Here is a 21,518-nt window from a genome sequence, read left to right as displayed (position 1 = left end):
GGGGGCCTCCTGGCGTGCGGGCTCACTGCGATTGTCCCCTCCCGGACCCGCCCGGGGCCTGCCGGGCGCGGAAGCCGTCCGCGTCCCAGTGCCCGCCGAGCGCCGGCGCCAGCCACCCCGGGGCGGCGGCGCGGAAGGTCTCCGGGCCGTACCCGCCGGCCCCCTCCGGCACCGCGCCCAGCAGCGGCACCCGCGCCGTGGCCGGCAGGTCCGCCAGATTGCACCGGGCCGCCAGGTCCGGCGCCGCCGGCCAACTGCCCACCACCGCACCCGGGCACGCCAGACCGCGGCGGCGCAGCGCCTCCGTGGTCAGCTCGGTGGCGTTCAGCGTGCCGAGCCCGGCGGCGGCCACGACCAGCACCGGCGCCGCCACCAGCCGCGCTACCTCCGCCAGCGTGCCGCCCGCGTCGTCCAGCCGCACCAGCAGCCCGCCCGCGCCCTCCACCAGCACCAGGTCGTGGTCGTGCCCCAGCTTCTCCACCATCCCCGCCGCGTCCGCCGCCGTCAGCGGCGGCAGCCCCGCGCGCCGCGCGGCCGTCGCCGGGGCCAGCGGCTCGGGGAAGCGGGCCAGCTCCACGGCCCGTATGCCCGGGACGAGGCGTGCCGCCTCGTCGGCGTCCCCCGGCTCGCCTTCCGCCACGCCGGTCTGGGCCGGCTTGAGCACGGCCACCGAGCGGCCCCGCGCCAGCGCCGCGGCGGCCACCGCGGCGGTGACGACCGTCTTGCCCACACCGGTCGAGGTGCCGGTGACCACGAGCACGCTGCCCATCGCGTCGTCCCCCCGCCCGTCAGCCGGCCGCAGCCGCGGCGCGCACGGCGGCGCAGATCCGGGCGAGGTCGGCGTCCCCTGTCACGTACGGCGGCATGGTGTAGATCAGGTCCCGGAACGGGCGCAGCCACACCCCCGCCCCGACCGCGGCCCGGGTGGCGGCGGCCATGTCCACGTCGTGGTCCAGTTGCACGACGCCGACGGCGCCCAGCACCCGTACGTCCCGCACCCCCGGCAGCTCCGCCGCCCCGGCCAGCCCCTCCCGCAGCCCGCTCTCGATGCGCTTGACGTCCTGCCGCCAGCCGCCGTCGGCCAGCAGGTCGAGCGAGGCCAGCGCGACGGCGGAGGCGAGCGGATTGCCCATGAACGTCGGCCCGTGGGCGAGCACCGGAACCTCGCCCCGCGAGATGCCCTCGGCCACCTCCGGTGTGCACAGCGTCGCGGCCATCGACAGATAGCCGCCGGTCAGCGCCTTGCCGACGCACATCACATCCGGGGTGACGCCCGCGTGGTCCGCGGCGAAGAACGCGCCGGTGCGACCGAAGCCGGTGGCGATCTCGTCGAACACCAGCAGCACGCCGTGTGCGTCGCACGCCTCGCGCAGCACCCGCAGATAGCCGGGCGCGGTGAAGCGCATCCCGCCCGCGCCCTGCACGACCGGCTCCACGATCACCGCGGCCAGCTCGTCCGCGTGCCGCGCCACCAGGTCGCGCAGCTCGCGCTCGTACGCCCCGTCCACCGGCGCGTCGAAGCCGGCGGGCGGCACGCCGGCGAACAACTGCCGCGGCAGCACCCCGGACCACAGGTCGTGCATGCCGCCGTCCGGGTCGCAGACGGACATCGGCTGCCAGGTATCACCGTGGTAGCCGCCCCGCCAGGTCATCAGCCTGCGCTTGCCCGGCAGGCCGCGCGAACGCCAGTACTGCAGGCACATCTTGACCGCGACCTCGACCGACACCGAGCCCGAGTCGCTGAGGAACACGTGCGCCAGCGGCTCCGGCGTGACCTCCACCAGCCGCGCCGCGAGCCGCACCGCCGGCTCGTGGGTGAGTCCGCCGAACATCACGTGGCTCATCCGCTCCAACTGCCCGCGCGCGGCGGCGTCGAGCGCCGGGTGGCGGTAGCCGTGGATCGCGGACCACCACGACGACATCCCGTCGACCAGCTCGTCCACGCCCCACGCGGGCTGTGCCAGCCGCAGGCGTACGCCCTCGGCGGAGTCGACGACCAGCGGCTCCTGCCGTCCGGGCATGGGTCCGTAGGGGTGCCAGACGTGCTCGCGGTCCAGGTCGAGCAGCCGCCGCGGCGGCAACGGCTCAGGCATTGGGCGGCAGTTCCGTACCGGCACCGCGGCGGCGTACGGCCACGAGGTCCGTACGCGCCTCCCGCGCCTGCTCGTCCGCGGTCGCGGGACCGCCGGCGGGCCCGGGCTCCGGAGCCGCCCCGTCCGCCGCCCGGTGCGGCGGCAGCGTCGTCGTCCCCGCCTCCTCCACCTCGAACCCGGCGTCCGCGATCATCTCCAGGTCCGTCTTGCCCGCCTGCCCCTCGCTGGTCAGGTAGTCGCCCAGGAAGACCGAGTTGGCCAGGTGCAGCGCAAGCGGCTGGAGGGTCCGCAGGTGGATCTCCCGGCCGGCCGCCAGCCGCACCTCCACGTCCGGGCAGACGAATCGCACCATGGCGAGGATCTTCAGACAGCGCTGCGGCGAGAGATCCCACTCCCCGGCCAGCGGCGTGCCCTCGAACGGGATCAGGAAGTTCACCGGCACCGAGTCCGGGTCCAGCGCGCGCAGCGCGAAGACCACGTCCACCAGGTCCTCGTCGCTCTCGCCCATCCCCGCGATCAGCCCGGAGCAGGCCGACATCCCGGCCGCCTGCGCCTGCTGCACGGTCTGCACCCGGTCCTCGTAGCCGTGCGTGGTGCAGATGTCCGCGTACGTCGCCTCGGACGTGTTGAGGTTGTGGTTGTACGCATCCGCCCCGGCCGCCTTCAGCCGCTCCGCCTGGCCGTCGGAGAGCAGCCCGAGGCAGGCGCACACCTCCACGTCGCCGTTCTGCTCCTTGATGGCGGCGATGGTCTCCGAGACCCGGTCGACGTCCCGGTCCGTCGGCCCGCGCCCGCTGGCGACCAGGCAGACCCGCTTGGCGCCGCCCGCCACCCCCGCCGCCGCGGCCTCGGCCGCCTGGTCGGCCTTCAGCCACGTGTACTTGAGGATCCCCGCCTCGGAACCCAGCCGCTGCGAGCAGTACGAGCAGTCCTCGGGGCACAGCCCCGACTTGAGGTTGACCAGGTAGTTGAGCTTCACCCGGCGGCCGAAGAAGGTCCGGCGCACCTTCCCGGCCGCGGCGACGACGTCGAGCACGTCCTCGTCCGGGGTGCGCAGCACGGCCAGCGCCTCGTCCCGGGTGGGCGCCTCGCGCCGCAGCCCCTTGTCCACCAGCGTCGAAAGCAGGTCCATGGCGCAGATCCTCGCCCACCGCACCGGCCCGGGCCAATGGGGCACCGCACAACGGCCGCCCCCGTCTTCTGTGCTCATCGCCACACCACCGCGCGCCCCCGCGCGCACTACGGTGCAGAAACAGCCCGCCCGAGCCGAGGAACCGCATGCCCCGTCACGCCTTCGACTGGATCGACGCGCAGGCCGAGGAGCGGCGGCGCGCCGGTCTCGTACGCGCCCTGCGCCCCCGCGCGCACGACGCCCGGCTGCTCGACCTGTGCGGCAACGACTACCTCGGCCTCGCCCGCCACCCCGAGGTCACCGCCGCCGCGGCCGCCGCGGCCCGCCGCTGGGGCGCGGGCGCCACCGGCTCCCGGCTCGTCAGCGGCACCACCGCGCTGCACGCGGAGCTGGAGGCGGAACTCGCCGCCTTCTGCGGCTTCGAGGCCGCGCTCGTCTTCTCCTCGGGGTACGCGGCAAACCTCGCCGCCGTCACCGCCTTGAGCGACCGCGGCACCCTGGTGGTCTCGGACGCGGGCAACCACGCCTCGCTCATCGACGGCTGCCGGCTCTCCCGGGCCGACGTCGCCGTCGTCCCGCACGCCGACACCGACGCGGTCGCCAAGGCCCTCGACGGCTTCGCCGGGCGCGCGCTTGCGGTCTCCGACGGGGTCTTCTCCGTCGACGGCGACGCGGCCGATCTGCCGGCGCTGGCGGCGGTCTGCCGCTCGTACGGTGCCGGGCTGCTGGTGGACGACGCCCACGGGCTCGGCGTCCTCGGGTCCGGCGGGCGCGGCGCCCCGCACGCGGCGGGGCTGGCGGGCGCGGCCGACGTCGTCGCCACCGTCACCCTGTCCAAGGCGCTGGGCAGCCAGGGCGGCGCGGTGCTGGGTCCCGCGCGGGTGATCGAGCACCTGGTCAACACCGCCCGCACGTTCATCTTCGACACCGGCCTCGCCCCCGCCGCCGCGGGCGCCGCCCTCGCCGCGCTGCGGCTGCTGCGCCGCGAGCCGGAGCGGGCCGCGGCGGCCCGGCGGGTGGCGGCGGCGCTGCACGGCGGGCTGACGGCCGCCGGGCTGACGGCCGTGCGCCCCGCCGCGGCGGTGGTGTCGGTACGGGCCCCGGCGCCCGGGGCCGCCGTGGCGTGGGCGGCGGCGTGCCGCGAGGCCGGCGTGGCGGTCGGCTGCTTCCGCCCCCCGTCGGTCCCCGACGGCATCTCGCGGCTGCGCCTGACCGCCCGCGCGGACCTCACGGAGGAGCAGGTGGACACCGCGGTCGAAACAGTCGTACGCACCGCGCCCGCGCCCCCGCCCCCGGAGCGCACGGCGCCCGCTCCCTAGGCGTACGCGACCCGCGCGCCCCCGGCGAACTCGCCGTCCTTGACCGCCGCGACGAACGCCCGCCACGCCTCGGCCCGGAACAGCAGCGCCGGCCCCTCCACATGGGTGGAGTCCCGCACGGCGAGCAGTCCTGCGGATTCCGGTCCCACGGGATAGGCGGCCTCGACGCAGTTGTTCGCCCCCGTACTGTGCGAACTGCGCCGCCAGCGGAGGTCGTCGAGTGCCGTACTGGAGGAGACGTACCGAGGCATTGCGGTCATGGTGCCTCCTTTGCGCCCGCGCCGAGCGCGGCTATGAACGACAGGGATTCCTCGTGCGAAAGGGCGCCTGCCTGCAGCGAAGCAAAGGCGGTCTCATACGCCCGTAAGTCTTCTTTCCTTTCGAGGTGAAGGCTACTCATCAAATGGTCGACAACGACCACGTCGAGATCAGAACTGCGCGAATAAGAGAAGATAACGAAAGGGCCGGTGAGACCCACGTGCTCGCCGGCGGAAAAGGGCAGAATCTGGACGCGTACGTGCGGAAGCGCCCCCATCCGCCCCAAGTGCCGCAACTGCTCGGCCATCACCCCGGGACCGCCCACGTGCCGCCGCAGCACCGCCTCGTCGAGCACCGCGTGCAGGTGCGGCGGGCGCGGTCCGCGCAGCACCGCCTGCCGCGCTATCCGCACCTCCACCAGCGACTCCACCTCCCGCGGCGCCGCGCCCGCGACGGCCGCCCGGGTCACCGCCAGCGCGTACCGCCGCGTCTGGAGCAGCCCCGGGACCACCGACGTCTCCAGCGTGCGCACCGTGGCCGCCTCCGCCTCCAGGCTGATGAAGTCGCGGTACGCGGCCGGCAGCAGCTCGCGGTACTCGCTCCACCAGCGGTCCTCGCGCCCCTCGCGCGGCGCCGTGGCCAGCGTCTCCAGCAGCGTGCGCAGCTCCGGGTCGGTGACCCCGTAGGCGTCGAGCAGCCGGGCGACGTCCGCGGCCTTGGCCGCCGACGTGCCGGTCTCTATCCGGCTGATCTTCGACTGGTGCCAGCCGACCAGCGCCGCCGCCTTCCCGCTGGTCAGCCCCGCTCTGCCGCGCAGCCTGCGCAGCTCCGCGCCCAGCTTGACGCGGCGTACCGCCGGCTCATTGCGCATGACGCCCCTCCCGGCCGCTCGGCCGAACGCGTGACAACTGGCCAGTGTGCCGCCCAAATACAGTCTCTCGCCGCAGAGTTCACCGCTTCGAGCGACAGATATATGCATAACTTGGTGGAGGGCTCGCGCGCCGGGCACGATCGATGGCACCGTGGCGCGAACAACAACCTGAAGCGGTCCTCGACTTCACCGGGCACGCGTCGGAGTCCGGCACACGCGTGCGAAAGGGACGGCGTCGCAATGGCAGACCAGCAGGATGCATCCGTCACGCTGCCGAGTGAGGCTGCCTCTGTCACGCAGGCGCGTAAATATGTCACTGACATTCTCGGGAAATGGGGCCTCCCGGAAGGCACGGATGCGACGGACACCGTCCGGCTCGTCGTCTCCGAACTGGCCACGAACGCCGTACAGCACACCCGCGGGCAGTCGCCGACGTTCACCGTGCGGATGATGCTCGTACGCGAGCAGTTGCGCGTCGGCGTCAGCGACAGCCACCCGCGCTGGCCGCGCCGGCTCCCGGCCGCCGTCCAGCAGGACAACGGGCGCGGCATGGTCATCATCCGCTGCCTCGTCGCGGAGTCCGGCGGCCGGCTGTCCGTGACGCCGACGGACGACGGCGGCAAGACGGTGTGGATCGCGCTGCCCTGGCGGCCGGCCTCTGTGGCCTGACGCACACGCCCCCGGACGCCCTCCGCGCGCTCCGCTGGTCCACCCTGGAGACATGACCGACCAGCCCATCAGCCACGAGGACGTCCAGGCCGCCGCGCGGCGCATCGCGGGAGGGATCCGCCCGGTCGCCGTCGCGCCCGCGGGCGCCGGGGTGGCGCCGGACGCCGAGGTGTGGTTCGCGCTCGAGTTCCTCCAGCACACCGGCTCCTTCAAGGCGCGCGGCGCGCTGAACTTCACCGCCGCCCACGCCGCAGCCGGCACCATGCCGGACGCCGGCGTGCTCATCGCCTCCGGCGGCAACGCCGGTCTGGCCTGCGCCTGGGCCGCCGCGCGGCACGGCGTCCCCGCGCACGTCTTCGTGCCCGCCACCGCGCCGGAGTTCAAGGTCGAGCGGCTACGCGGCCTGGGCGCCGACGTACGGCTGACGGGCCGCACGTACGGCGAGGCGCTGGCCGCCTCGCGCGCGATGGCGGCGGAGACCGGCGCCCTCGTCTCGCACGCCTACGACCACCCGCTGATCTCCGCGGGTGCCGGGACGCTGCTGCCGGAGATCGCCGCGGCGGTGCCCGGCGGCGTCGACACCGTCGTCGTCGCGGTCGGCGGCGGCGGGCTGTACGCGGGCGTGGCGGCGGCCGCGGCGCAGCACGGGATCGGCGTCGTCGCCGTCGAGCCGGAGAACTGCCGCGCTCTCAACGCCGCGCTCGCGGCAGGCGAGGTGGTGGACGTACCGGTCGACTCGATCGCCGCGGACTCCCTCGGCGCCTCCCGTGCGTCGGGTGCCGCGCTGGCCTGGGCGCAGCGCCCCGGCAGCACCTCGGTGCTCGTCGCGGACGCCGACATCGCGGCGGCCCGGCGGCGGCTGTGGGACGAGCACCGGCTCGTCGTCGAGCACGCCGCCGGTACGGCGCTCGCGGCGCTGACCACGGGCGCGTACAAGCCCCGTGCGGGGGAGCGGGTGGCCGTCGTGCTCTGCGGCGCGAACACCGACCCCGGCACGCTCTGAGGCTCAGCCCCGGCCGCGGTCCTGCCTCGCCGCCCGCGCGGCGAGGCTCCTGCTCAGCCCCCACGGCAGCAGCGCCCACAGGGCCGCGATGAACGCCAGCACCGACGCGCCCGCCGCGACCCCGGCCGGGCGCCCCAGGACGACGTCCACCACGAGCAGGACGGCCCCGGACAGCGCGAGCGCCAGCACGCCGAGACCCGCCGCCGCCAGCCGCGAGGAGACGTCGACGATGCGGCGCTTCGCGTGCCGCCGGAACAGCCCCCGGTGCACGGCCGCGGGCGCGGTGAGCAGCACCGCGGCGGCCACGGAGAGCAGCAGGGTCGTCACGTACGTGCCGCGCTGCAGCGAGTCCAGTTCGGTGAAGCGCTGGGTGAAGGCGAGGGTCAGCAGGAAAGCGAAGAGGATCTGTACGCCCGTCTGCGTCACCCGCAGCTCCTGGAGCAGTTCCACGAAGTTGCGGTCGTCCCGCTCCAGCGCGGTCTCGTGGCGCGCGTACGCCGCATCGGATGCGGCATCCGCGGCAGGCGCCGTCGTGCCGTGCTCGTCCTCGTTCCGGTGTCGGTCCATGCCCTTCCCGGTTGCCCGCTCCGCCCGTCCTACTCCTCGTCTACCACCAGCAGCGCCTCCGCGCCCACCGGCCGGAACCCGGCGGCGAGGAACGCCCGCACGCTCGCCGCGTTCCCCGGCGCCACCTGCGCCCACAGCGGCTCGCCCGGCGGCACCAGGTGCCGGGCCGCCGTCGCCAGCCGCCGCCCCAGCCCGCGCCCCCGGGCTCCCGGCTCGACCTCCACGGCGGTCTCCCAGCGCCCGGCGACGCCGCGGCCCAGCAGCACGGTGGCGCCGGGGACGGTCCAGGCGCGTACGCCGTCGCGGTGGCGCAGGGCGCGGCGGATCCGGGGGTGGCCGCCGTCGGTGTCGGGCGCGAGGGCCGGCGGCGGGCCCGGCAGGGGGTCGGCGACCAGCAGGGCGTCGATGTTGTTCACGGTGCGGCCCAGGCGGGCGGTGAGGGCGCCGAGGAACGGCGGGTTGAGCGGCGCGGACAGGTCGTCCGCGGGCAGCAGGCCGCGTATCCACGCCGGGTCGGCGTCGGCGAAGACGACGTGGCTGCCGGTGAGGGCGAGGACGCCCGCGTCCCGGGGCGACGGCTGCGGGAGCACGGTGACCGCGCCGTCCGGCGGCGGGAAGTCGCCGCGGGCGGCCGCGGCCAGCAGCGCGGCGAGCCGGCCGCCGTCGGGTCCGCCGGCTCCGTACCCGGGCGTCGTCAGGGGCACGGGGTCAACGGGCTGCGGACACATGGCGGCTGGCTCCTCGAAGCGCGGCGGGCGGAACGCGGCCAACCTATCCGGCCGTACGCCGCCCGCCCCCGCCCGCCCGTCACGGCGCCCCGTCGGGCTCCTGCGGCCCGGGCGGCACCGCCACCAGCCGGGTGCGGCGCTCCCCGTCGAGCACCCGCAGCGCACGCGCCATGGTCGCCGCGTGGATCTGCGTCTCGCGCCGCTCGTGCATCAGCGCCAGCGCGTCCCGCAGCCCGACCGCTGTGCGCACCAGCGCCTGCGCGGCGCGCAAGCCCGCGTAGGTGTCCGTGCCGCGCGCCGGGTTGATCCGGCCCAACTGGTCGACGGCGTCCAGGTAGCGGTCGATCACCTCCGACTCCGCGCGCGTGAGCGCGGGCAGCGGCGGCAGTTCTGGCGGCAGCACGGTCCGTCACCTCCCGTAGTGCGCGGTGCGCGTGCCCTTGCGGCTCTCGGTCATCCGGTCGGCCAGCCCGTACGCGATCGCCTGCTCGGCGTCGAGGATCTTGTCGCGCTCGATGTCCTCGCGGATCTGCTCGATCGGCGTGCTGGAGTGCCTGGCGAGCAACTCCTCCAGCAGGGCACGGTGCCGCAGCAGCTCCCGCGCGTAGATCTCCAGGTCGCTCGCCTGCCCCTGCACCGGCTCGGCGAACGACGGCTGGTGGATGAGCACGCGCGCGCCGGGCAGCACGTACCGCTTGCCGGGGGTGCCGGCGGCCAGCAGCACGGCGGCGGCGGAGGCGGCCTGCCCGAGGCAGACGGTCTCGATGTCGCTGGTGACGAACTGCATCGTGTCGTAGATCGCGGTCATCGCCGTGAACGAGCCGCCCGGGGAGTTGATGTACAGCGAGATGTCCTGGTCGGGGGCGGCGTGCTCCAGATGCATGAGCTGGGCCATCACGTCGTTCGCAGACGTGTCGTCGACCTGTGTGCCGAGGAAGACGATCCGCTCCTCCAGCAGTTTCGAGTACGGATCCTGCGTGCGCACCCCGCTGCTCGTCCGCTCGGTGAACTCCGGCAGCACGTAGCGCGCCGTGGGGCTGTCCATGGCCGTCGGCACCTCTCCCTCTCTCGGTTTCATGATCCTCGGTGCAAAATGTACAGGACGTACATCCAGTTATGCTGGGAGCATGGCGTACGAAATTCCGGTGACGCAAGCCCGCGCAGAATTGGCCGACTTGATCAACCGCGTGGTCTACGGCGGTGAGCGGGTCGTGGTCACGCGGCACGGCAAGCCCCTCGTGGCCCTCGTCTCTGCCGCCGACCTGGAAAAACTCGACGAGTTGGAGAACCCGCCCGCCGAGGAGCAGATCATCACCACCGTCTCCGGCGTCCACACCGCCCGCCCCGCCGGATCTGCCACGGGCGAACGCCGCTTCGGCATCGCCGCCGAGCACCGCGCCCCCGACACCCGTGCGAGCGGCGAGGGCCCCGCCTGACCGCAGGAGCGCCGGACGTCGCGCAACGGTGCGCAGCCGTGCGGCAACCGGCCGCCCGCGTCACCGCGCCGCCGGGGGATCGCACGCGTCAACCCACCTGCTGCGAGGCCGGCATGGGTTCTCCGGCCGGGGACGGGGCGAGGCGGCGGGTGGCCGCGGCCACCGCGAAGGCCGCCACGGCGATGCCCAGCGCGGTCAGGAACGCCGCCTGGACCGAGAACCGGTCGATCGCCGCGCCGCCCGCGAACGAGCCGGCGGCGACGCCGGTGTTGATCGCGGACGCCGGCAGCGACTGCGCGAGACCGCCGCCTGGCCCCGCCAGGCTCACGACGCGGTACTGCAGTGCAGGCGCCATGCCGAAGACGCAGAGGCCCCAGGCCAGCATCGCCACGGCCACGACGACCGGGTTCGCCCCGAGGACGCAGAGGGCCAGCAGGGTGAGGGCACAGCCCGCGGTTCCGGCCACCAGCGTTCCCCCGGCGTTCCGGTCCGCGAACCGGCCGCCCCCGAAGGAGCCGATGGCCGTGGCGGCGCCGTACGCCAGCAGGAACGCCCCGGCCGCCGCGCCGGAGACGCCGGTCGTCTCCGCGAGGAACGGCACGATGTAGGTCAGCGCGGCGTAGGTGGACGCGAACACCAGGAAGCACAGGCCCAGCACGGCCAGGACCCGCGGCGCGAACGCGTGCCTGGCCTGGGAGGCAGCGCTCCCCTCCGCCGCCGGCACGGACGGGACCAGCGTCATGGCCGCTGCCAGGGCGGCGCAGGCGAGCACGATCACGGCCGCGAACGTGCCGCGCCACCCGAGCAGGTTGCCCACGACGGTGCCCAGCGGCACGCCGAGGGCGGCCGACACGGAGACACCGGAGATGACCACCGCGATCGCGCGTCCTGCCCGCTCCGGCGGGACGCTCGCGAGGGCCACCGCGAACGCGGTGGCGTCGTAGAGCCCGGCCGCCGCACCGGTCAGGGCCCGGCACGCGAGCAGCAGGCCGAAGCTGGTCGTGGTCACCGCGACCACGGTGCCCAGGACGAACAGGACGAGCGCGCCGGCCAGGACGGTGCGCTTGTCCAGCCGCATCGTCAGCGCGGTCAGGAGCGGCCCGCCGAAGGCGAGGCCGAGCGCGTACGTCGTGACCAGCGCCCCCGCCGACGAGACCGCGACACCGAGGTCGCGCGCCATGACGTCGAGTACGCCGACCACCAGCAGCTCCGCGCCGCCCATGACGAACATGCCGAGGAACAGCGTGCCGAGCACGGGGTTCGACCCCGTCGTGCCGCGGGCGTCTGCCTGGGTACTCACGAGTCCTCCTTCGGGCGTGGCGGCACCGGGTGCGCCGCCGGGCTGCGCCGTGGTCGGCGGCGGATCCGGGAACCGGACACGGGTGCCTGGTAGGAATCGGTGGGAGGCGGCGTGTCCGGTCCGGCGCGGTGGCTTCGACCAGGGGGCGAGCGGCGGGACGAGGGGTCCCGCCCGACGACGAGGAGCACACCGTGAAGTACCTGCTGATGATCTACGCCTCGACCGAGGAGTGGGAGGCGCTGAGCGAGAGCGAGCACGCGCGGATGGGCGCGGAGTACGAGCAGTTGCTTGCGGACTGCACGGCGTCCGGCGAGTGGCTGGCCGGAGATCCGCTGGCGGGACCGCCGGCCGGCCGGGCGGTCCGGGTGCGGGACGGGCGGACGCTCGCCACGGACGGTCCCTACCTCGAACTCAAGGAGCACATGGCCGGGTACTGGCTCGTCGACTGCGAGTCCATGGACCGCGCCGTGGAGATCGCCGCCAGGTTCCCCGACGCCCGGCACTGGGGCGTCGAGGTCAGGCCGCTGCTCGGCCCCGGCGGCCCGGCCGGCGAACTGTAGCCGTGGTGACCGACGCCCGGCTGGAGGCGCACCTGCGGGAGCTGCTCCCGCAGGTGCTGGGCGCGCTCACCCGGCGTACCGGCGACTTCGACCGGGCCGAGGACGCGGTCAGCGAGGCGATGCTGGCGGCCGCGCAGCAATGGCGGGCCGAGGGCGTGCCGGCCGACCCCCGCGCCTGGCTGGTCACGGTCGCGAGCCGCCGGCTGACGGACATGTGGCGCTCGGAGGCCGCCCGCCGTAGACGGGAGCTACGGACCGCAGAGGCCCAGGCGCGGCTGACCGCTCCGGTGGAGTACGCCGCGGACGACACCGCCGACCTCCTCTTCCTGTGCTGCCATCCCGATCTGTCGCCCGCCTCCCAGGTCGCGCTGACCCTGCGGGCGGTCGGCGGGCTGACCACCGCCGAGATCGCCGCGGCGTTCCTGGTGCCGGCCGACACGATGACGCGGCGCGTCTCCCGCGCCAAGCGGGCGGTCGCGGCGGCGGGCGGCGGGTTCGGGGTCCTCGACGCCGCGACCAGGTCGGCGCGGCTGCCGAGCGTGCTGCGGGTGCTCTACCTGATCTTCAACGAGGGCTACTCGGCCGCCACCGGGGCGGAGCTGGCGCGGGTGGAGCTCTCCGGCGAGGCGATCAGGCTGACCCGCCAGCTCAGGGAGAGCCTGCCGGAACAGGCCGAACTCGGGGGGCTCCTCGCCCTGATGCTGCTCACCGACGCCCGCCGCCCGGCGCGGCTCGACTCCGACGGCAGGCTGGTGGCCCTGGTTGACCAGGACCGCGGGCTGTGGCGGCGCGAGCTGATCGACGAGGGCACCGCGATCCTCACCGACGTCCTGCCGCACCCGCCGATCGGGCCGTACCGGCTCCAGGCGGCGATCGCCGCCGTCCACGACGAGGCACGGCTCGCGCAGGACACCGACTGGCCGCAGATCCTCGGGCTCTACGACCTCCTGGAGCGGCTCGACCCCGGCCCGATGGCGCGGCTCGGCCGCGTGGTCGCCCTCGCCATGGTCGCGGGCCCCCGGGCCGGCCTGGCCGCCTGCGAGGCACTGGCAGGCGAGTCGGGCGGTCATCACCGGTGGTTCGCCGTACGCGCCCACCTGCTGGAGGACTCCGGCCAGCCACGGGCCGCCGTCCGCGCCTACCGCGAGGCGGCTCAGCGCACCGCGAGCCTGCCCGAGCGCGACTACCTGACCCGCCGCGCCGACCGGCTCGCTGCGGATCAGAGCTGACGTGCCGCGCCCGCGGCGTAGGTCCGCGGGCCTCGGCCAGGCGCCGGCGAAGATCATCCGGTTGCCCGATGCCGCGCGGGCGGCGGCCGGGAAACGATGCCGGAGGACCCGCCGGAAGGAGCGCACCCATGTCGTACCCCGAAGACCTCGTCTACCCCGAGCCCCGCTACCACGGTGAGAGAGGCGAGGTGAACGCCACGTTCCGGCCGGCCGGCAGCCCGCCGGACCTGACCTCGCCCGGCGGCTTCACCCGCTACCTCGCCACCGAGGAGTCGACGGGCGGTGAGTTCGGTCTTTACGACGTGCAGCTCGGCCCGCGCTCGCCCGGGGCGAAGACGCACTTCCACAAGGCCATGTCGGAGTCCTTCTACGTGGTCTCCGGCGAGCTGGAGCTGTACGACGGCGACAGATGGGTGACGGGGCGCGGCGGGGACTTCCTGTACGTGCCCGTCGGCGGGCTGCACGCCTTCAGGAACGCCACCGACGACCCCGTCCGCGTGCTCATGCTCTTCTCCCCGGGCGCGCCGCGCGAGGAGTACTTCGAGCGGGTCGCGGAGATGTCGCGGCGCGGCGGCGAGGAGCTGAAGCAGTTCCGTATCCGGCACGACAGCTTCTTCGTGGAGGACTTCGGGGACGACGGGGAGTAACCGGCGGGTGGCCCCGGTCCGGGCGCGGTCCGTGGTGCGCGGGCACCAGGTGACGCCGCCGTCTGGTCCGGGCGCACCAGAAGGGAACGGCCACGGCAGACGATGCCCCGGCGGGCCGCGGACGGGAGTGTGGACAGGGCGCGGGATCCCCGCGCGTTCCCCTCCCTACGGGTGTCTGGAGTGATCGAGAAGTGGCCACTTTTCTGTACCGGATCGGGCGGTGGGCGTTCCGGCGGCGCCGGCTCGTCGGCGGCACCTGGCTGGTCGCCCTGGTACTGGCCGGGGTCGCAGCCGCGGCGGCGCCGGCGGGGGAGGAAGAGGACCTCTCCATGCCCGGCACCGAGTCGCAGAAGGCGTTCGACCTGCTCGACGACCGCTTCCCCGAGAGCAACGCGCAGGGCGCCGAGGCCCGCCTGGTGTTCCAGGCGCCGGAGGGGCAGCGGGTGACGGCGCAGGAGCACAAGGCGGCCGTCGCGGACGCGCTCGACTCGCTGGCGGGCGGCGGTCAGGTCGCCTCTGCCACCGACCCCTACGAGGCCGGTGACGTCAGCGAGGACGGCACCATCGCCTACTCCACGATCACCTACACCGCGGACGCCGTGGACCTGACCGGGCCGACGAAGAGCGCCCTTGAGGATGCCGCGGACCAGGCCGGGGACGCCGGGCTGACCGTGGAGATCGGCGGTTCCGCGCTGGACGCGGAGGAGGAGCCGGGCGGGACGACGGAGATCGTCGGCGTGGCGGTGGCCGCGGTGGTGCTGGTCCTCGCCCTCGGGTCGCTGGTCGCCGCCGGGCTGTCCCTGCTGACCGCCTTCGCGGGGGTGGCCATCGCCTTCGGGCTGGTCTCCGCGCTGGCCGTGCCGCTGGGCCTGACGTCCACCGTCGCCATCCTGGCGCTGATGCTGGGGCTGGCGGTCGGCATCGACTACGCGCTCTTCATCACCTCCCGGTTCCGCGACGAACTCGCCCGCGGCAGCGAGCCCGAGGAGGCCGCCGGCCGGGCGGTGGGCACGGCCGGGTCCGCCGTGGTCTTCGCCGGCGCGACGGTCTGCATCGCCCTCGTCGGACTCGGCGTCGTCGGGATCCCCGAACTCACCAAGATGGGCATGGGCGGCGCGGGCGCCGTGGCGCTCGCCGTGCTCGTCGCGCTCACCCTGGTGCCCGCGATGCTCGGCTTCGCCGGCCGGCGGGTGCTGTCCCGGGCCGCCCGCAAGGCCGCCCGGCGGGCCGGCGAGCGCCCGCACGCGGTGCCCGCCACCTCCGGCCGGCCCGGTCTCGGGGTCCGCTGGGCGCGCTTCGTGCTGCGGCGGCCGGTGGCCGTGCTGCTGGTCGCGGGACTCGGCCTCGGCGCCGTCGCCGTACCGGCGCTGGGCCTCGAACTCGGGCTGCCGGGAGACGAGTCGAAGTCGGTCGAGACCACCCAGCGGCGCGCCTACGACCTGCTGTCTGAGGGCTTCGGACCCGGCTTCAACGGCCCGTTGACCGTGGTCGTCGACACCTCGGCGGCCGCGGACACCGAGGCCGCCACCGAGCGGGTCGCCGAGACCGTACGGGACCTCGACGGCGTCGCGTCGGTCGGCGCCCCGGTACTCGACGAGGCCGGGGAGACGGCCCTCTTCACCGCCGTCCCGGAGACCGCGCCGAACAGCGGCGAGACCAAGGACCTGGTGAACTCGATCCGGGACCAGGCCGCAGGCGTCGAGGCCGACACGGGCGCGGACGTCCTGGTCACCGGTACCACCGCGATGAACATCGACATCTCGGCGGCCATGTCGGACGCGCTGCTGCCGTATCTGACCGTGGTCATCGGCCTGGCGGTGCTGCTGCTGACGGTGGTCTTCCGCTCGATCCTGGTGCCGCTCAAGGCCGCCCTCGGCTTCCTGCTGTCGGTCGGCGCCGCCTTCGGCGTCCTCGTCGCCGTCTTCCAGTGGGGCTGGGGAGCGGACCTGCTCGGCATCGAGCAGACCGGGCCCGTCATGTCGCTGATGCCGATCCTCATCATCGGCATCGTCTTCGGCCTCGCCATGGACTACGAGGTCTTCCTCCTCACCCGGATGCGGGAGACCTACGTCCACGGCGCCTCGCCCGGCGAGGCGATCGTCCACGGGTTCCGGCACAGCGGCCGGGTGGTGGCCGCGGCGGCGATCATCATGATCAGCGTGTTCGCCGGGTTCGTCGGGATGAGCAGCCCGACCATCCAGACGATGGGCGTGGGCCTGGCCGCCGCCGTCGCCTTCGACGCCTTCGTGGTCCGGATGGCGATCGTGCCCGCGGTCCTCGCGCTGCTCGGCCACCGGGCCTGGTGGCTGCCTCGTATCCTGAACCGTGTGCTGCCGAACGTGGACATCGAGGGCGAGGCGCTGAGCAGGCGGGCCCCCGCCCCCGTGAGCGGGTCGGTGCCGCGGCTTCCCGCAGGCCGGTACTGACCGGCATGACGAACCCGGGCGACGGCGGCCGCCGACCGCGCCGCGCGTGGTGGCGGGAGGCGGCGGTCACGGCGACGGCGTTCACGCTCTGCCTGCTCGGCGGCGTGGTCCAGGTCGACGACACGCTGACCGCGCCGCCCGCCGCCGCCTACCTCATCGCCGTGGCGTCCTGTGCCGCGCTGCCCGTACGGCACCGGGCGCCGGCGGCCGTCCTGGCGGCCACCACCGCGGCCGGGCTGCTGGTGCCGCCGCTGGGCCTCCTGCTGAGCCCGCCGATCATGGCCCCCGCCGTGATCGCCGCCTACGCCTACGCGCTCCACGCCCGTACCGAACGGCGTGCCGCGGCCGTGGTGTCGCTCGCGTCCGCCGCGCTGCTGCTCGCCGCCACCCCCTGGTTCGAGGACCTGTCCTGGCAGGACGCGAGCCGCATGGGTTCGGTGGCGGCGTTCCCGATGGTGGCCGGCGTGCTCGGGCGCTCGGCGCACAACCGGCGGGCCTATCTGGCGGCCGTGGAGGAGCGGGCCAGGCGGGCGGAGAAGAGCCGGGAGAGCGAGGCGCGCCGCCGGGTGGCCGAGGAGCGGCTGCGGATCGCCCGCGAGTTGCACGACCTCGTCGCCCACCAGATCACCCTGGCCAACGCGCAGGCTACGGTCGCGGCCCACCTCTTCGACTCCCGCCCCGAGCAGACCCGCAAGAGCCTCACCGAACTCGTCAGGACCACCAGCGACGCGCTCGACGACCTGCGCGCCACGGTCGGGCTGCTGCGTCAGTCCGGGGACGCGGCCGAGCCCGCGGAGCCGGCGCCCGGGCTGTCCGGGCTGCCCACGCTCCTCGACTCCTTCGGCCGCGCGGGTCTGGAGGTGTCACTGGAGCAGGAGGGCACGGCCAGGCCGCTGCCGCCGGGGGTGGACCTCACCGCGTACCGCATCGTCCAGGAGGCCCTGACCAACGTGACCAAGCACGCCGGCACCGGCAGCGCGCGGGTGCGCCTCGTCTGGAACCGCGACCGCGTGACCCTCACCGTCGCCGACGACGGCCGCGGCGCCCGCACGGCGCCGGACGCCGCCGCGTCCGAACGCCAGCCCGGCTACGGTCTGATCGGGATGCGCGAGCGCGCCACCGCGGTCGGCGGCCGCCTCACCGCGGGCAGCCGCCCCGAGGGCGGCTTCCTCGTCTCCACCGAACTGCCCCTCCCCGCGGCCAGGGACACGGCGCGCGGCACGGGCGGGGACGAGTCGGGCGACGCGACAGACGACCCAGAAGAGACGGCAGAGACGGCAGAGACGGGAGAAGCGTGGTGACGCTACGGGTACTGCTCGCCGACGACCAGGCGCTGCTGCGCGGTGCGTTCCGGATGCTCCTCGACACCGCCGACGACATCACCGTGGTCGGCGAGGCCGCCGACGGCAGGGAGGCGGTGCACCTCACCCGCGAACTGCGCCCGGACGTCGTGGTGATGGACATCCGCATGCCCGGCGTCGACGGCCTCACCGCCACGTCGGAGATCGCCGCGGATCCGGAGCTCCGCGCCAGCCGCATCCTGATCCTCACGACGTACGAGACCGACGAGTACGTCGCGCAGGCGCTGCGCGCGGGGGCCGGCGGCTTCATCGGCAAGGGGATCGGGGCCGAGGAACTGGTGGACGCCGTCCGTACGATCGCCGCGGGCGACACCCTGCTGTCGCCCGCCGCGACCCGCTCGCTGGTCGCCCGCTTCCTCGCCACCCCGGACGACGCCCCGCGGCACCACCCGGAACGGCTCGCCGTGCTCACCCCGCGCGAGCGCGAGATGGTCGCGCTGGTCGCCACCGGCCTGTCCAACCAGGAGATCGCCGAGCGGATGTTCCTCAGCCCCTTCACCGTCCGCGCCCACGTGCAGCGCGCGATGACGAAGCTGGAGGCCCGCGACCGGGCCCAGCTCGTCGTCATCGCCTACCGCACGGGCCTGGTGCGGGCCACGCCCGGGGGCGACGGCGACCGCCCGGCGTGAGTGTCACGCCCGGGCGGCGAACTCCGGCAGCGCCAGCGCCGAATGGGCGGGACGCGAGGGCGCGGCGGGCCGGCGCCTCGCGGGGCATCGTCCGGCGTCACCGGTTGCCCCTGGTGCCCCCGGACCAGCCCGTCACCCGTCCTGGTCCCCGTGCACCACGGCCCGGTCGCTTCAGCCGGCGCCGAACTCCGCCTCGAACGCGGCCCTGTTGGCCGACCGCGGCTGCCGGTCCCAGACGGCGAACACCAGCCGCGGGAACCGCCCGGCGAAGCGTCCGCCGGGCTCCAGATGGGTGCGGAACGCCGCCGCCACCTGCGCCGGGTCGTTGCGGAACACCCCGCAGCCCCACGCGCCCAGCACGAGCGCCGTCACCCCCGCGACGGCCGCCACCTCCAGCACCCGCTCCGCGCGCCCGGCCAGCGCGGCGGGGATCCGGTCCGTCTCCTCCGGCATGCGCTGCGCGATGACGCCCGCGTTGGGCGCGGGCGAGGTGAGGAAGTCCACGGCGTACGGCTCGGGGAGGAGCGCGCCCGCGTCGTCGCGGAAGACCGGGACGGCGGGGGAGTGGATGACGCGGTGGGTGTAGAAGGGACTGCGGTCGGCGCGGTGGGCGGCGTAGAACTCCGGGGCCCGCAGCAGCGCCGGGTAGAGCGCGGAGGCCCGGCACAGCTCCTCCTCCTGCGCGCGGGCGCCGTTGACGTAGCCGCCGCCGGGGCTGCGGGCGGAGGAGAAGTTGAGCACGCCGACGCGGCCGGCCCCGTCCCCGGCCAGCCGCCGGGCGGCGGCCAGCGAGGTCTCGGCGGTGACCTCCGCGGGCGTGTCCCGCGGCCCGTCCGCGGGGGCGCTCCCGGCGCCGGCGACCGGTCCGGGACCGTACGACCGCGTGGCGTCCGCCGCCCGCGCGGCCGCCTCGCCCAGCGGCACCCACCGGCCCGCGGCCTCGTACCCGCCGGCGGCGAGGATCCGCTCGTTGTCGCGCGCCACTTCGCGCAGCCGCGCGCTCACCGGGCACCGCCGCGGCCGGTCCGTACCGTGCCGCGGGGCGCCGGGGCGGCGCGGTCCGCTGTCCTCGTCATGCCAGGACCGTACGCACCGGGGCCGCGCCGCGACCACCGGGTTTCCGCGCCGGGTGCCTCAGGCCGCGGCCGGCGGGTTCTTCTTCGCGGCATCCTGCTCGGCCTTGACTTCCTGGGCGTAGCGGTCGACGTACTCCTGGTCCGACATGCTGAGGATCGCGTACATGATCTCGTCGGTGACGGCCCGCAGCACGGCCTTGTGGTCCTCCATCCCCTCGTACCGGGAGAACTCCAGCGGCTCGCCGAAGCGGATGGTGACCCGGCCGAGGCTGGGGATCTTCTGCCCGGGCGGCTGGACTTCGCGGGTGCCGAGCATCGCGCACGGGATGACGGGCACGCCCGCCCGCAGCGCCATCGCCGCCACTCCGACCCGGCCCTTGTACAGCCGGCCGTCGTGCGAGCGCGTGCCCTCCGGGTAGATGCCCAGCAACTCGCCCTTGGCCAGCACGCCCAGGCCCTCTTCGATGGCGGCCTGCGCCGCCTTGCGGCCCCGGCGGTCGACCGGGATCTGCCCGATGCTGTGGAAGAACCCGGCGGTCAGCCGCCCCTTGAGGCCGGGGCCGTTGAAGTACTCGGCCTTGGCGAGGAACGTGATGCGCCGCTTGAGCATCACCGGCATGAGGAAGTGGTCGGCGAACGACAGGTGGTTGCCCGCGACGATCGCCGCCCCCTCCTCCGGTATGTGCTCCAGGCCCTCGATCCGCGGCCGGAACAGCGGCCGCAGCAGCGGCCCGAAGAACAGGTACTTCAGCAGGTGGTAGAACACCGCGGCCTCGCCTTTCCCCCCGGTCGGTCCTCGTGCGCTCGCAGAGTAGCCGCGCGCCGCCCGCCGGGGGGAGAGGGGCGGCCGAAGTCAGCGGATCGGGACGCCGGCCAGGGTCCTGGCGATCACCAGCCGCTGGATCTCGCTCGTGCCCTCGAAGATCGTGTAGATGGCGGCGTCGCGGTGCATCCGCTCCACCGGGTACTCGCGGGTGAAGCCGTTGCCGCCGAGGATCTGCATCGCCCGCGCGGTGACGTCCTTGGCCACCTCGCCCGCGTACAGCTTCGACATCGAGCCCTCCGCCGAGGTGAACCCCTTGCCCGCGCTGGCCATCCAGGACGCCCGCCAGACCAGCAGCCGGGCGGCGTCGATGTGGGTGCGCATGTCGGCGAGCTGGAAGGCGACGCCCTGGTTGTCGATGATCGGGCGGCCGAACTGGACCCGCGTCTTGGCGTACTCCAGCGCCGTCTCGTACGCCGCGCGCGCGATGCCCACCGCCTGCGCGCCCACCGCCGGGCGGGACGCCTCGAAGGTCGCCATCGCGGCGTTCTTGACCCGCTCGCCGCCGGACTTCGCCCGCTCGCGCGACCTGGCGAGCCGCTCCTGGAGCTTCTCCCGGCCGCCGAGCAGACACGAGCCCGGCACGCGCACGTCCTCCAGCACCACCTCGGCGGTGTGCGAGGCGCGGATGCCGTGCTTCTTGAACTTCTGGCCCTGCGAAAGCCCCGGCGTGCCCGGCGGGACGATGAACGAGGCGTGCCCCTTGCTGCCCAGCTCCGGGTCGACGACGGCGACGACGACGTGCACGGCGGCGATGCCGCCGTTGGTCGCCCAGGTCTTGGTGCCGTTGAGCACCCACTCGTCCTTGGCCTCGTCGTAGACGGCGCGGGTGCGCATCGCGGAGACGTCGGAGCCCGCGTCCGGCTCGGAGGAGCAGAAGGCGGCCAGTCGCACGTTGTCGACGTCGCCGTACATCTGCGGGATCCAGGTGCCGATCTGCTCCTCGGTGCCGTTGGCCAGCACGCCGACGGCGGCGAGGCCCGTACCGACGATCGACAGGGCGATGCCCGCGTCGCCCCAGAACAGCTCTTCCATGACCATCGGGATGCTCAGCCCGGTGGGGTCGAAGTACTGCTGGGCGTAGAAGTCCAGGGAGTACAGGCCGATCTTGGCCGCCTCCTGGATCACCGGCCAGGGGGTCTCCTCGCGCTCGTCCCACTCGGCGGCGGCGGGGCGGATGACGTCGGCGGCGAAGCCGTGCACCCACTCCTGGACGGACCTCTGGTCCTCGTTGAGCTCGAACGTGAACTCAGACATGGCGCCTCCGCAGCCTTCGCAATTCGTTACCGTCGGTAACGTAAGTCTGTTACCCGTGAGTAGACGATGTCAACTCCCGTACGCCCGCGGGGGCCCCGCCACGGGGGTGCTAGGTTGCGCAGGCATTCGGGCAT

Annotated in this window: 23 protein-coding genes; 10 read left to right on the top strand and 13 right to left on the bottom strand. The window is 74.7% G+C overall.

Going from position 1 to position 21,518, the window contains the following annotated elements; all coding sequences use genetic code 11:
* Nucleotides 1-22 precede the first annotated feature (22 nt).
* From bioD to bioB, 3 genes are read right to left on the bottom strand one after another with little or no spacing between them, the layout of a single operon-like run.
* On the bottom strand, nucleotides 23-769 hold the full coding sequence (gene bioD, locus ACFYVJ_RS26515) for a dethiobiotin synthase (RefSeq protein WP_388896219.1): 747 nt from the start codon (nucleotides 767-769) through the stop codon (nucleotides 23-25).
* Nucleotides 770-788: 19 nt separating this feature from the next.
* The gene (locus tag ACFYVJ_RS26510) at nucleotides 789-2,093 is read right to left on the bottom strand and encodes an adenosylmethionine--8-amino-7-oxononanoate transaminase (protein WP_388896216.1); all 1,305 of its coding nucleotides are present in this window, start codon (nucleotides 2,091-2,093) and stop codon (nucleotides 789-791) included.
* On the bottom strand, nucleotides 2,086-3,225 hold the full coding sequence (gene bioB, locus ACFYVJ_RS26505) for a biotin synthase BioB (protein WP_388896213.1): 1,140 nt from the start codon (nucleotides 3,223-3,225) through the stop codon (nucleotides 2,086-2,088). The genes ACFYVJ_RS26510 and bioB overlap by 8 nt, the downstream gene beginning before the upstream one ends.
* A 146-nt stretch (nucleotides 3,226-3,371) precedes the next feature.
* Here bioB and ACFYVJ_RS26500 point away from each other — a divergent pair, with 146 nt between their 5' ends.
* Nucleotides 3,372-4,544, top strand: a complete 1,173-nt coding sequence (locus ACFYVJ_RS26500) for an 8-amino-7-oxononanoate synthase (protein ID WP_388896211.1) — start codon at nucleotides 3,372-3,374, stop codon at nucleotides 4,542-4,544.
* Here the strand turns inward: ACFYVJ_RS26500 and ACFYVJ_RS26495 are convergent.
* Both ACFYVJ_RS26495 and ACFYVJ_RS26490 read right to left on the bottom strand, forming a co-directional pair.
* On the bottom strand, nucleotides 4,541-4,804 hold the full coding sequence (locus ACFYVJ_RS26495) for a DUF397 domain-containing protein (RefSeq protein ID WP_388896208.1): 264 nt from the start codon (nucleotides 4,802-4,804) through the stop codon (nucleotides 4,541-4,543). The genes ACFYVJ_RS26500 and ACFYVJ_RS26495 overlap by 4 nt on opposite strands.
* Complete coding sequence (locus ACFYVJ_RS26490) at nucleotides 4,801-5,673, bottom strand: helix-turn-helix domain-containing protein (protein WP_388896205.1); 873 nt, start codon at nucleotides 5,671-5,673, stop codon at nucleotides 4,801-4,803. Before ACFYVJ_RS26490 ends, ACFYVJ_RS26495 begins: the two co-directional genes overlap by 4 nt.
* 240 nt (nucleotides 5,674-5,913) lie before the next feature.
* Between ACFYVJ_RS26490 and ACFYVJ_RS26485 the strand changes: the two genes are divergently transcribed.
* A complete protein-coding gene (locus tag ACFYVJ_RS26485; protein WP_388896202.1) occupies nucleotides 5,914-6,342 on the top strand; it encodes an ATP-binding protein in 429 nt (142 codons plus the stop codon).
* A gap of 52 nt (nucleotides 6,343-6,394) precedes the next feature.
* Nucleotides 6,395-7,345, top strand: a complete 951-nt coding sequence (locus tag ACFYVJ_RS26480; protein WP_388896199.1) for a serine/threonine dehydratase — start codon at nucleotides 6,395-6,397, stop codon at nucleotides 7,343-7,345.
* Between the two features lie 3 nt (nucleotides 7,346-7,348).
* On the opposite strand, the gene ACFYVJ_RS26475 is transcribed toward ACFYVJ_RS26480, so the two are convergent.
* The 4 genes from ACFYVJ_RS26475 to ACFYVJ_RS26460 form a co-directional block, all read right to left on the bottom strand.
* Nucleotides 7,349-7,912: a DUF6328 family protein gene (locus tag ACFYVJ_RS26475; RefSeq protein WP_388896196.1), complete on the bottom strand. Its 564-nt coding sequence runs from the start codon at nucleotides 7,910-7,912 to the stop codon at nucleotides 7,349-7,351.
* A gap of 29 nt (nucleotides 7,913-7,941) precedes the next feature.
* Entirely contained in the window at nucleotides 7,942-8,616 is a 675-nt protein-coding gene (locus ACFYVJ_RS26470) for a GNAT family N-acetyltransferase (protein ID WP_388896193.1), read from the bottom strand.
* A 103-nt stretch (nucleotides 8,617-8,719) separates the two neighbouring features.
* Complete coding sequence (locus tag ACFYVJ_RS26465; protein ID WP_101425977.1) at nucleotides 8,720-9,043, bottom strand: hypothetical protein; 324 nt, start codon at nucleotides 9,041-9,043, stop codon at nucleotides 8,720-8,722.
* A gap of 6 nt (nucleotides 9,044-9,049) precedes the next feature.
* Nucleotides 9,050-9,685, bottom strand: coding sequence for an ATP-dependent Clp protease proteolytic subunit (locus tag ACFYVJ_RS26460; protein ID WP_388896190.1), 636 nt, complete (start codon nucleotides 9,683-9,685; stop codon nucleotides 9,050-9,052).
* An 82-nt stretch (nucleotides 9,686-9,767) separates the two neighbouring features.
* On the opposite strand from ACFYVJ_RS26460, the gene ACFYVJ_RS26455 reads away from it, so the two are divergent.
* On the top strand, nucleotides 9,768-10,076 hold the full coding sequence (locus tag ACFYVJ_RS26455) for a type II toxin-antitoxin system Phd/YefM family antitoxin (RefSeq protein WP_101425979.1): 309 nt from the start codon (nucleotides 9,768-9,770) through the stop codon (nucleotides 10,074-10,076).
* 88 nt (nucleotides 10,077-10,164) lie between these two features.
* Here the strand turns inward: ACFYVJ_RS26455 and ACFYVJ_RS26450 are convergent, their stop codons facing one another.
* Complete coding sequence (locus ACFYVJ_RS26450) at nucleotides 10,165-11,376, bottom strand: MFS transporter (protein ID WP_388896187.1); 1,212 nt, start codon at nucleotides 11,374-11,376, stop codon at nucleotides 10,165-10,167.
* 191 nt (nucleotides 11,377-11,567) lie between these two features.
* Between ACFYVJ_RS26450 and ACFYVJ_RS26445 the strand changes: the two genes are divergently transcribed.
* The 6 genes from ACFYVJ_RS26445 to ACFYVJ_RS26420 all read left to right on the top strand — a co-directional run bounded on the left by ACFYVJ_RS26445 (nucleotide 11,568) and on the right by ACFYVJ_RS26420 (nucleotide 18,228).
* A complete protein-coding gene (locus ACFYVJ_RS26445; RefSeq protein WP_388896184.1) occupies nucleotides 11,568-11,936 on the top strand; it encodes a YciI family protein in 369 nt (122 codons plus the stop codon).
* A 2-nt stretch (nucleotides 11,937-11,938) separates the two neighbouring features.
* Nucleotides 11,939-13,165: an RNA polymerase sigma factor gene (locus tag ACFYVJ_RS26440; RefSeq protein WP_388896182.1), complete on the top strand. Its 1,227-nt coding sequence runs from the start codon at nucleotides 11,939-11,941 to the stop codon at nucleotides 13,163-13,165.
* 128 nt (nucleotides 13,166-13,293) lie between these two features.
* On the top strand, nucleotides 13,294-13,812 hold the full coding sequence (locus ACFYVJ_RS26435) for a cupin domain-containing protein (RefSeq protein WP_388896179.1): 519 nt from the start codon (nucleotides 13,294-13,296) through the stop codon (nucleotides 13,810-13,812).
* Between the two features lie 191 nt (nucleotides 13,813-14,003).
* A complete protein-coding gene (locus tag ACFYVJ_RS26430; RefSeq protein WP_388896176.1) occupies nucleotides 14,004-16,238 on the top strand; it encodes an MMPL family transporter in 2,235 nt (744 codons plus the stop codon).
* Between the two features lie 5 nt (nucleotides 16,239-16,243).
* Nucleotides 16,244-17,539 carry a sensor histidine kinase gene (locus ACFYVJ_RS26425; RefSeq protein WP_388896173.1) on the top strand — a complete coding sequence of 432 codons (1,296 nt, stop codon included), beginning with the start codon at nucleotides 16,244-16,246 and terminating at the stop codon, nucleotides 17,537-17,539.
* Nucleotides 17,536-18,228, top strand: a complete 693-nt coding sequence (locus ACFYVJ_RS26420) for a response regulator (RefSeq protein WP_388896171.1) — start codon at nucleotides 17,536-17,538, stop codon at nucleotides 18,226-18,228. Before ACFYVJ_RS26425 ends, ACFYVJ_RS26420 begins: the two co-directional genes overlap by 4 nt.
* Before the next feature lie 171 nt (nucleotides 18,229-18,399).
* On the opposite strand, the gene ACFYVJ_RS26415 is transcribed toward ACFYVJ_RS26420, so the two are convergent.
* From ACFYVJ_RS26415 to ACFYVJ_RS26405, 3 genes are all read right to left on the bottom strand, one after another.
* On the bottom strand, nucleotides 18,400-19,341 hold the full coding sequence (locus ACFYVJ_RS26415) for a TIGR02452 family protein (protein WP_388896168.1): 942 nt from the start codon (nucleotides 19,339-19,341) through the stop codon (nucleotides 18,400-18,402).
* Nucleotides 19,342-19,362: 21 nt separating this feature from the next.
* Nucleotides 19,363-20,070, bottom strand: coding sequence for a lysophospholipid acyltransferase family protein (locus ACFYVJ_RS26410; protein WP_388896166.1), 708 nt, complete (start codon nucleotides 20,068-20,070; stop codon nucleotides 19,363-19,365).
* A gap of 87 nt (nucleotides 20,071-20,157) precedes the next feature.
* Nucleotides 20,158-21,384, bottom strand: coding sequence for an acyl-CoA dehydrogenase family protein (locus ACFYVJ_RS26405; RefSeq protein ID WP_388896163.1), 1,227 nt, complete (start codon nucleotides 21,382-21,384; stop codon nucleotides 20,158-20,160).
* Nucleotides 21,385-21,518: the final 134 nt, after the last annotated feature.

The sequence above is a fragment of the Streptomyces sp. NPDC004134 genome, from assembly GCF_042874195.1.
Taxonomy (GTDB): Bacteria; Actinomycetota; Actinomycetes; order Streptomycetales; family Streptomycetaceae; genus Streptomyces.
This window is presented reverse-complemented; position numbering and strand designations above follow the sequence as displayed.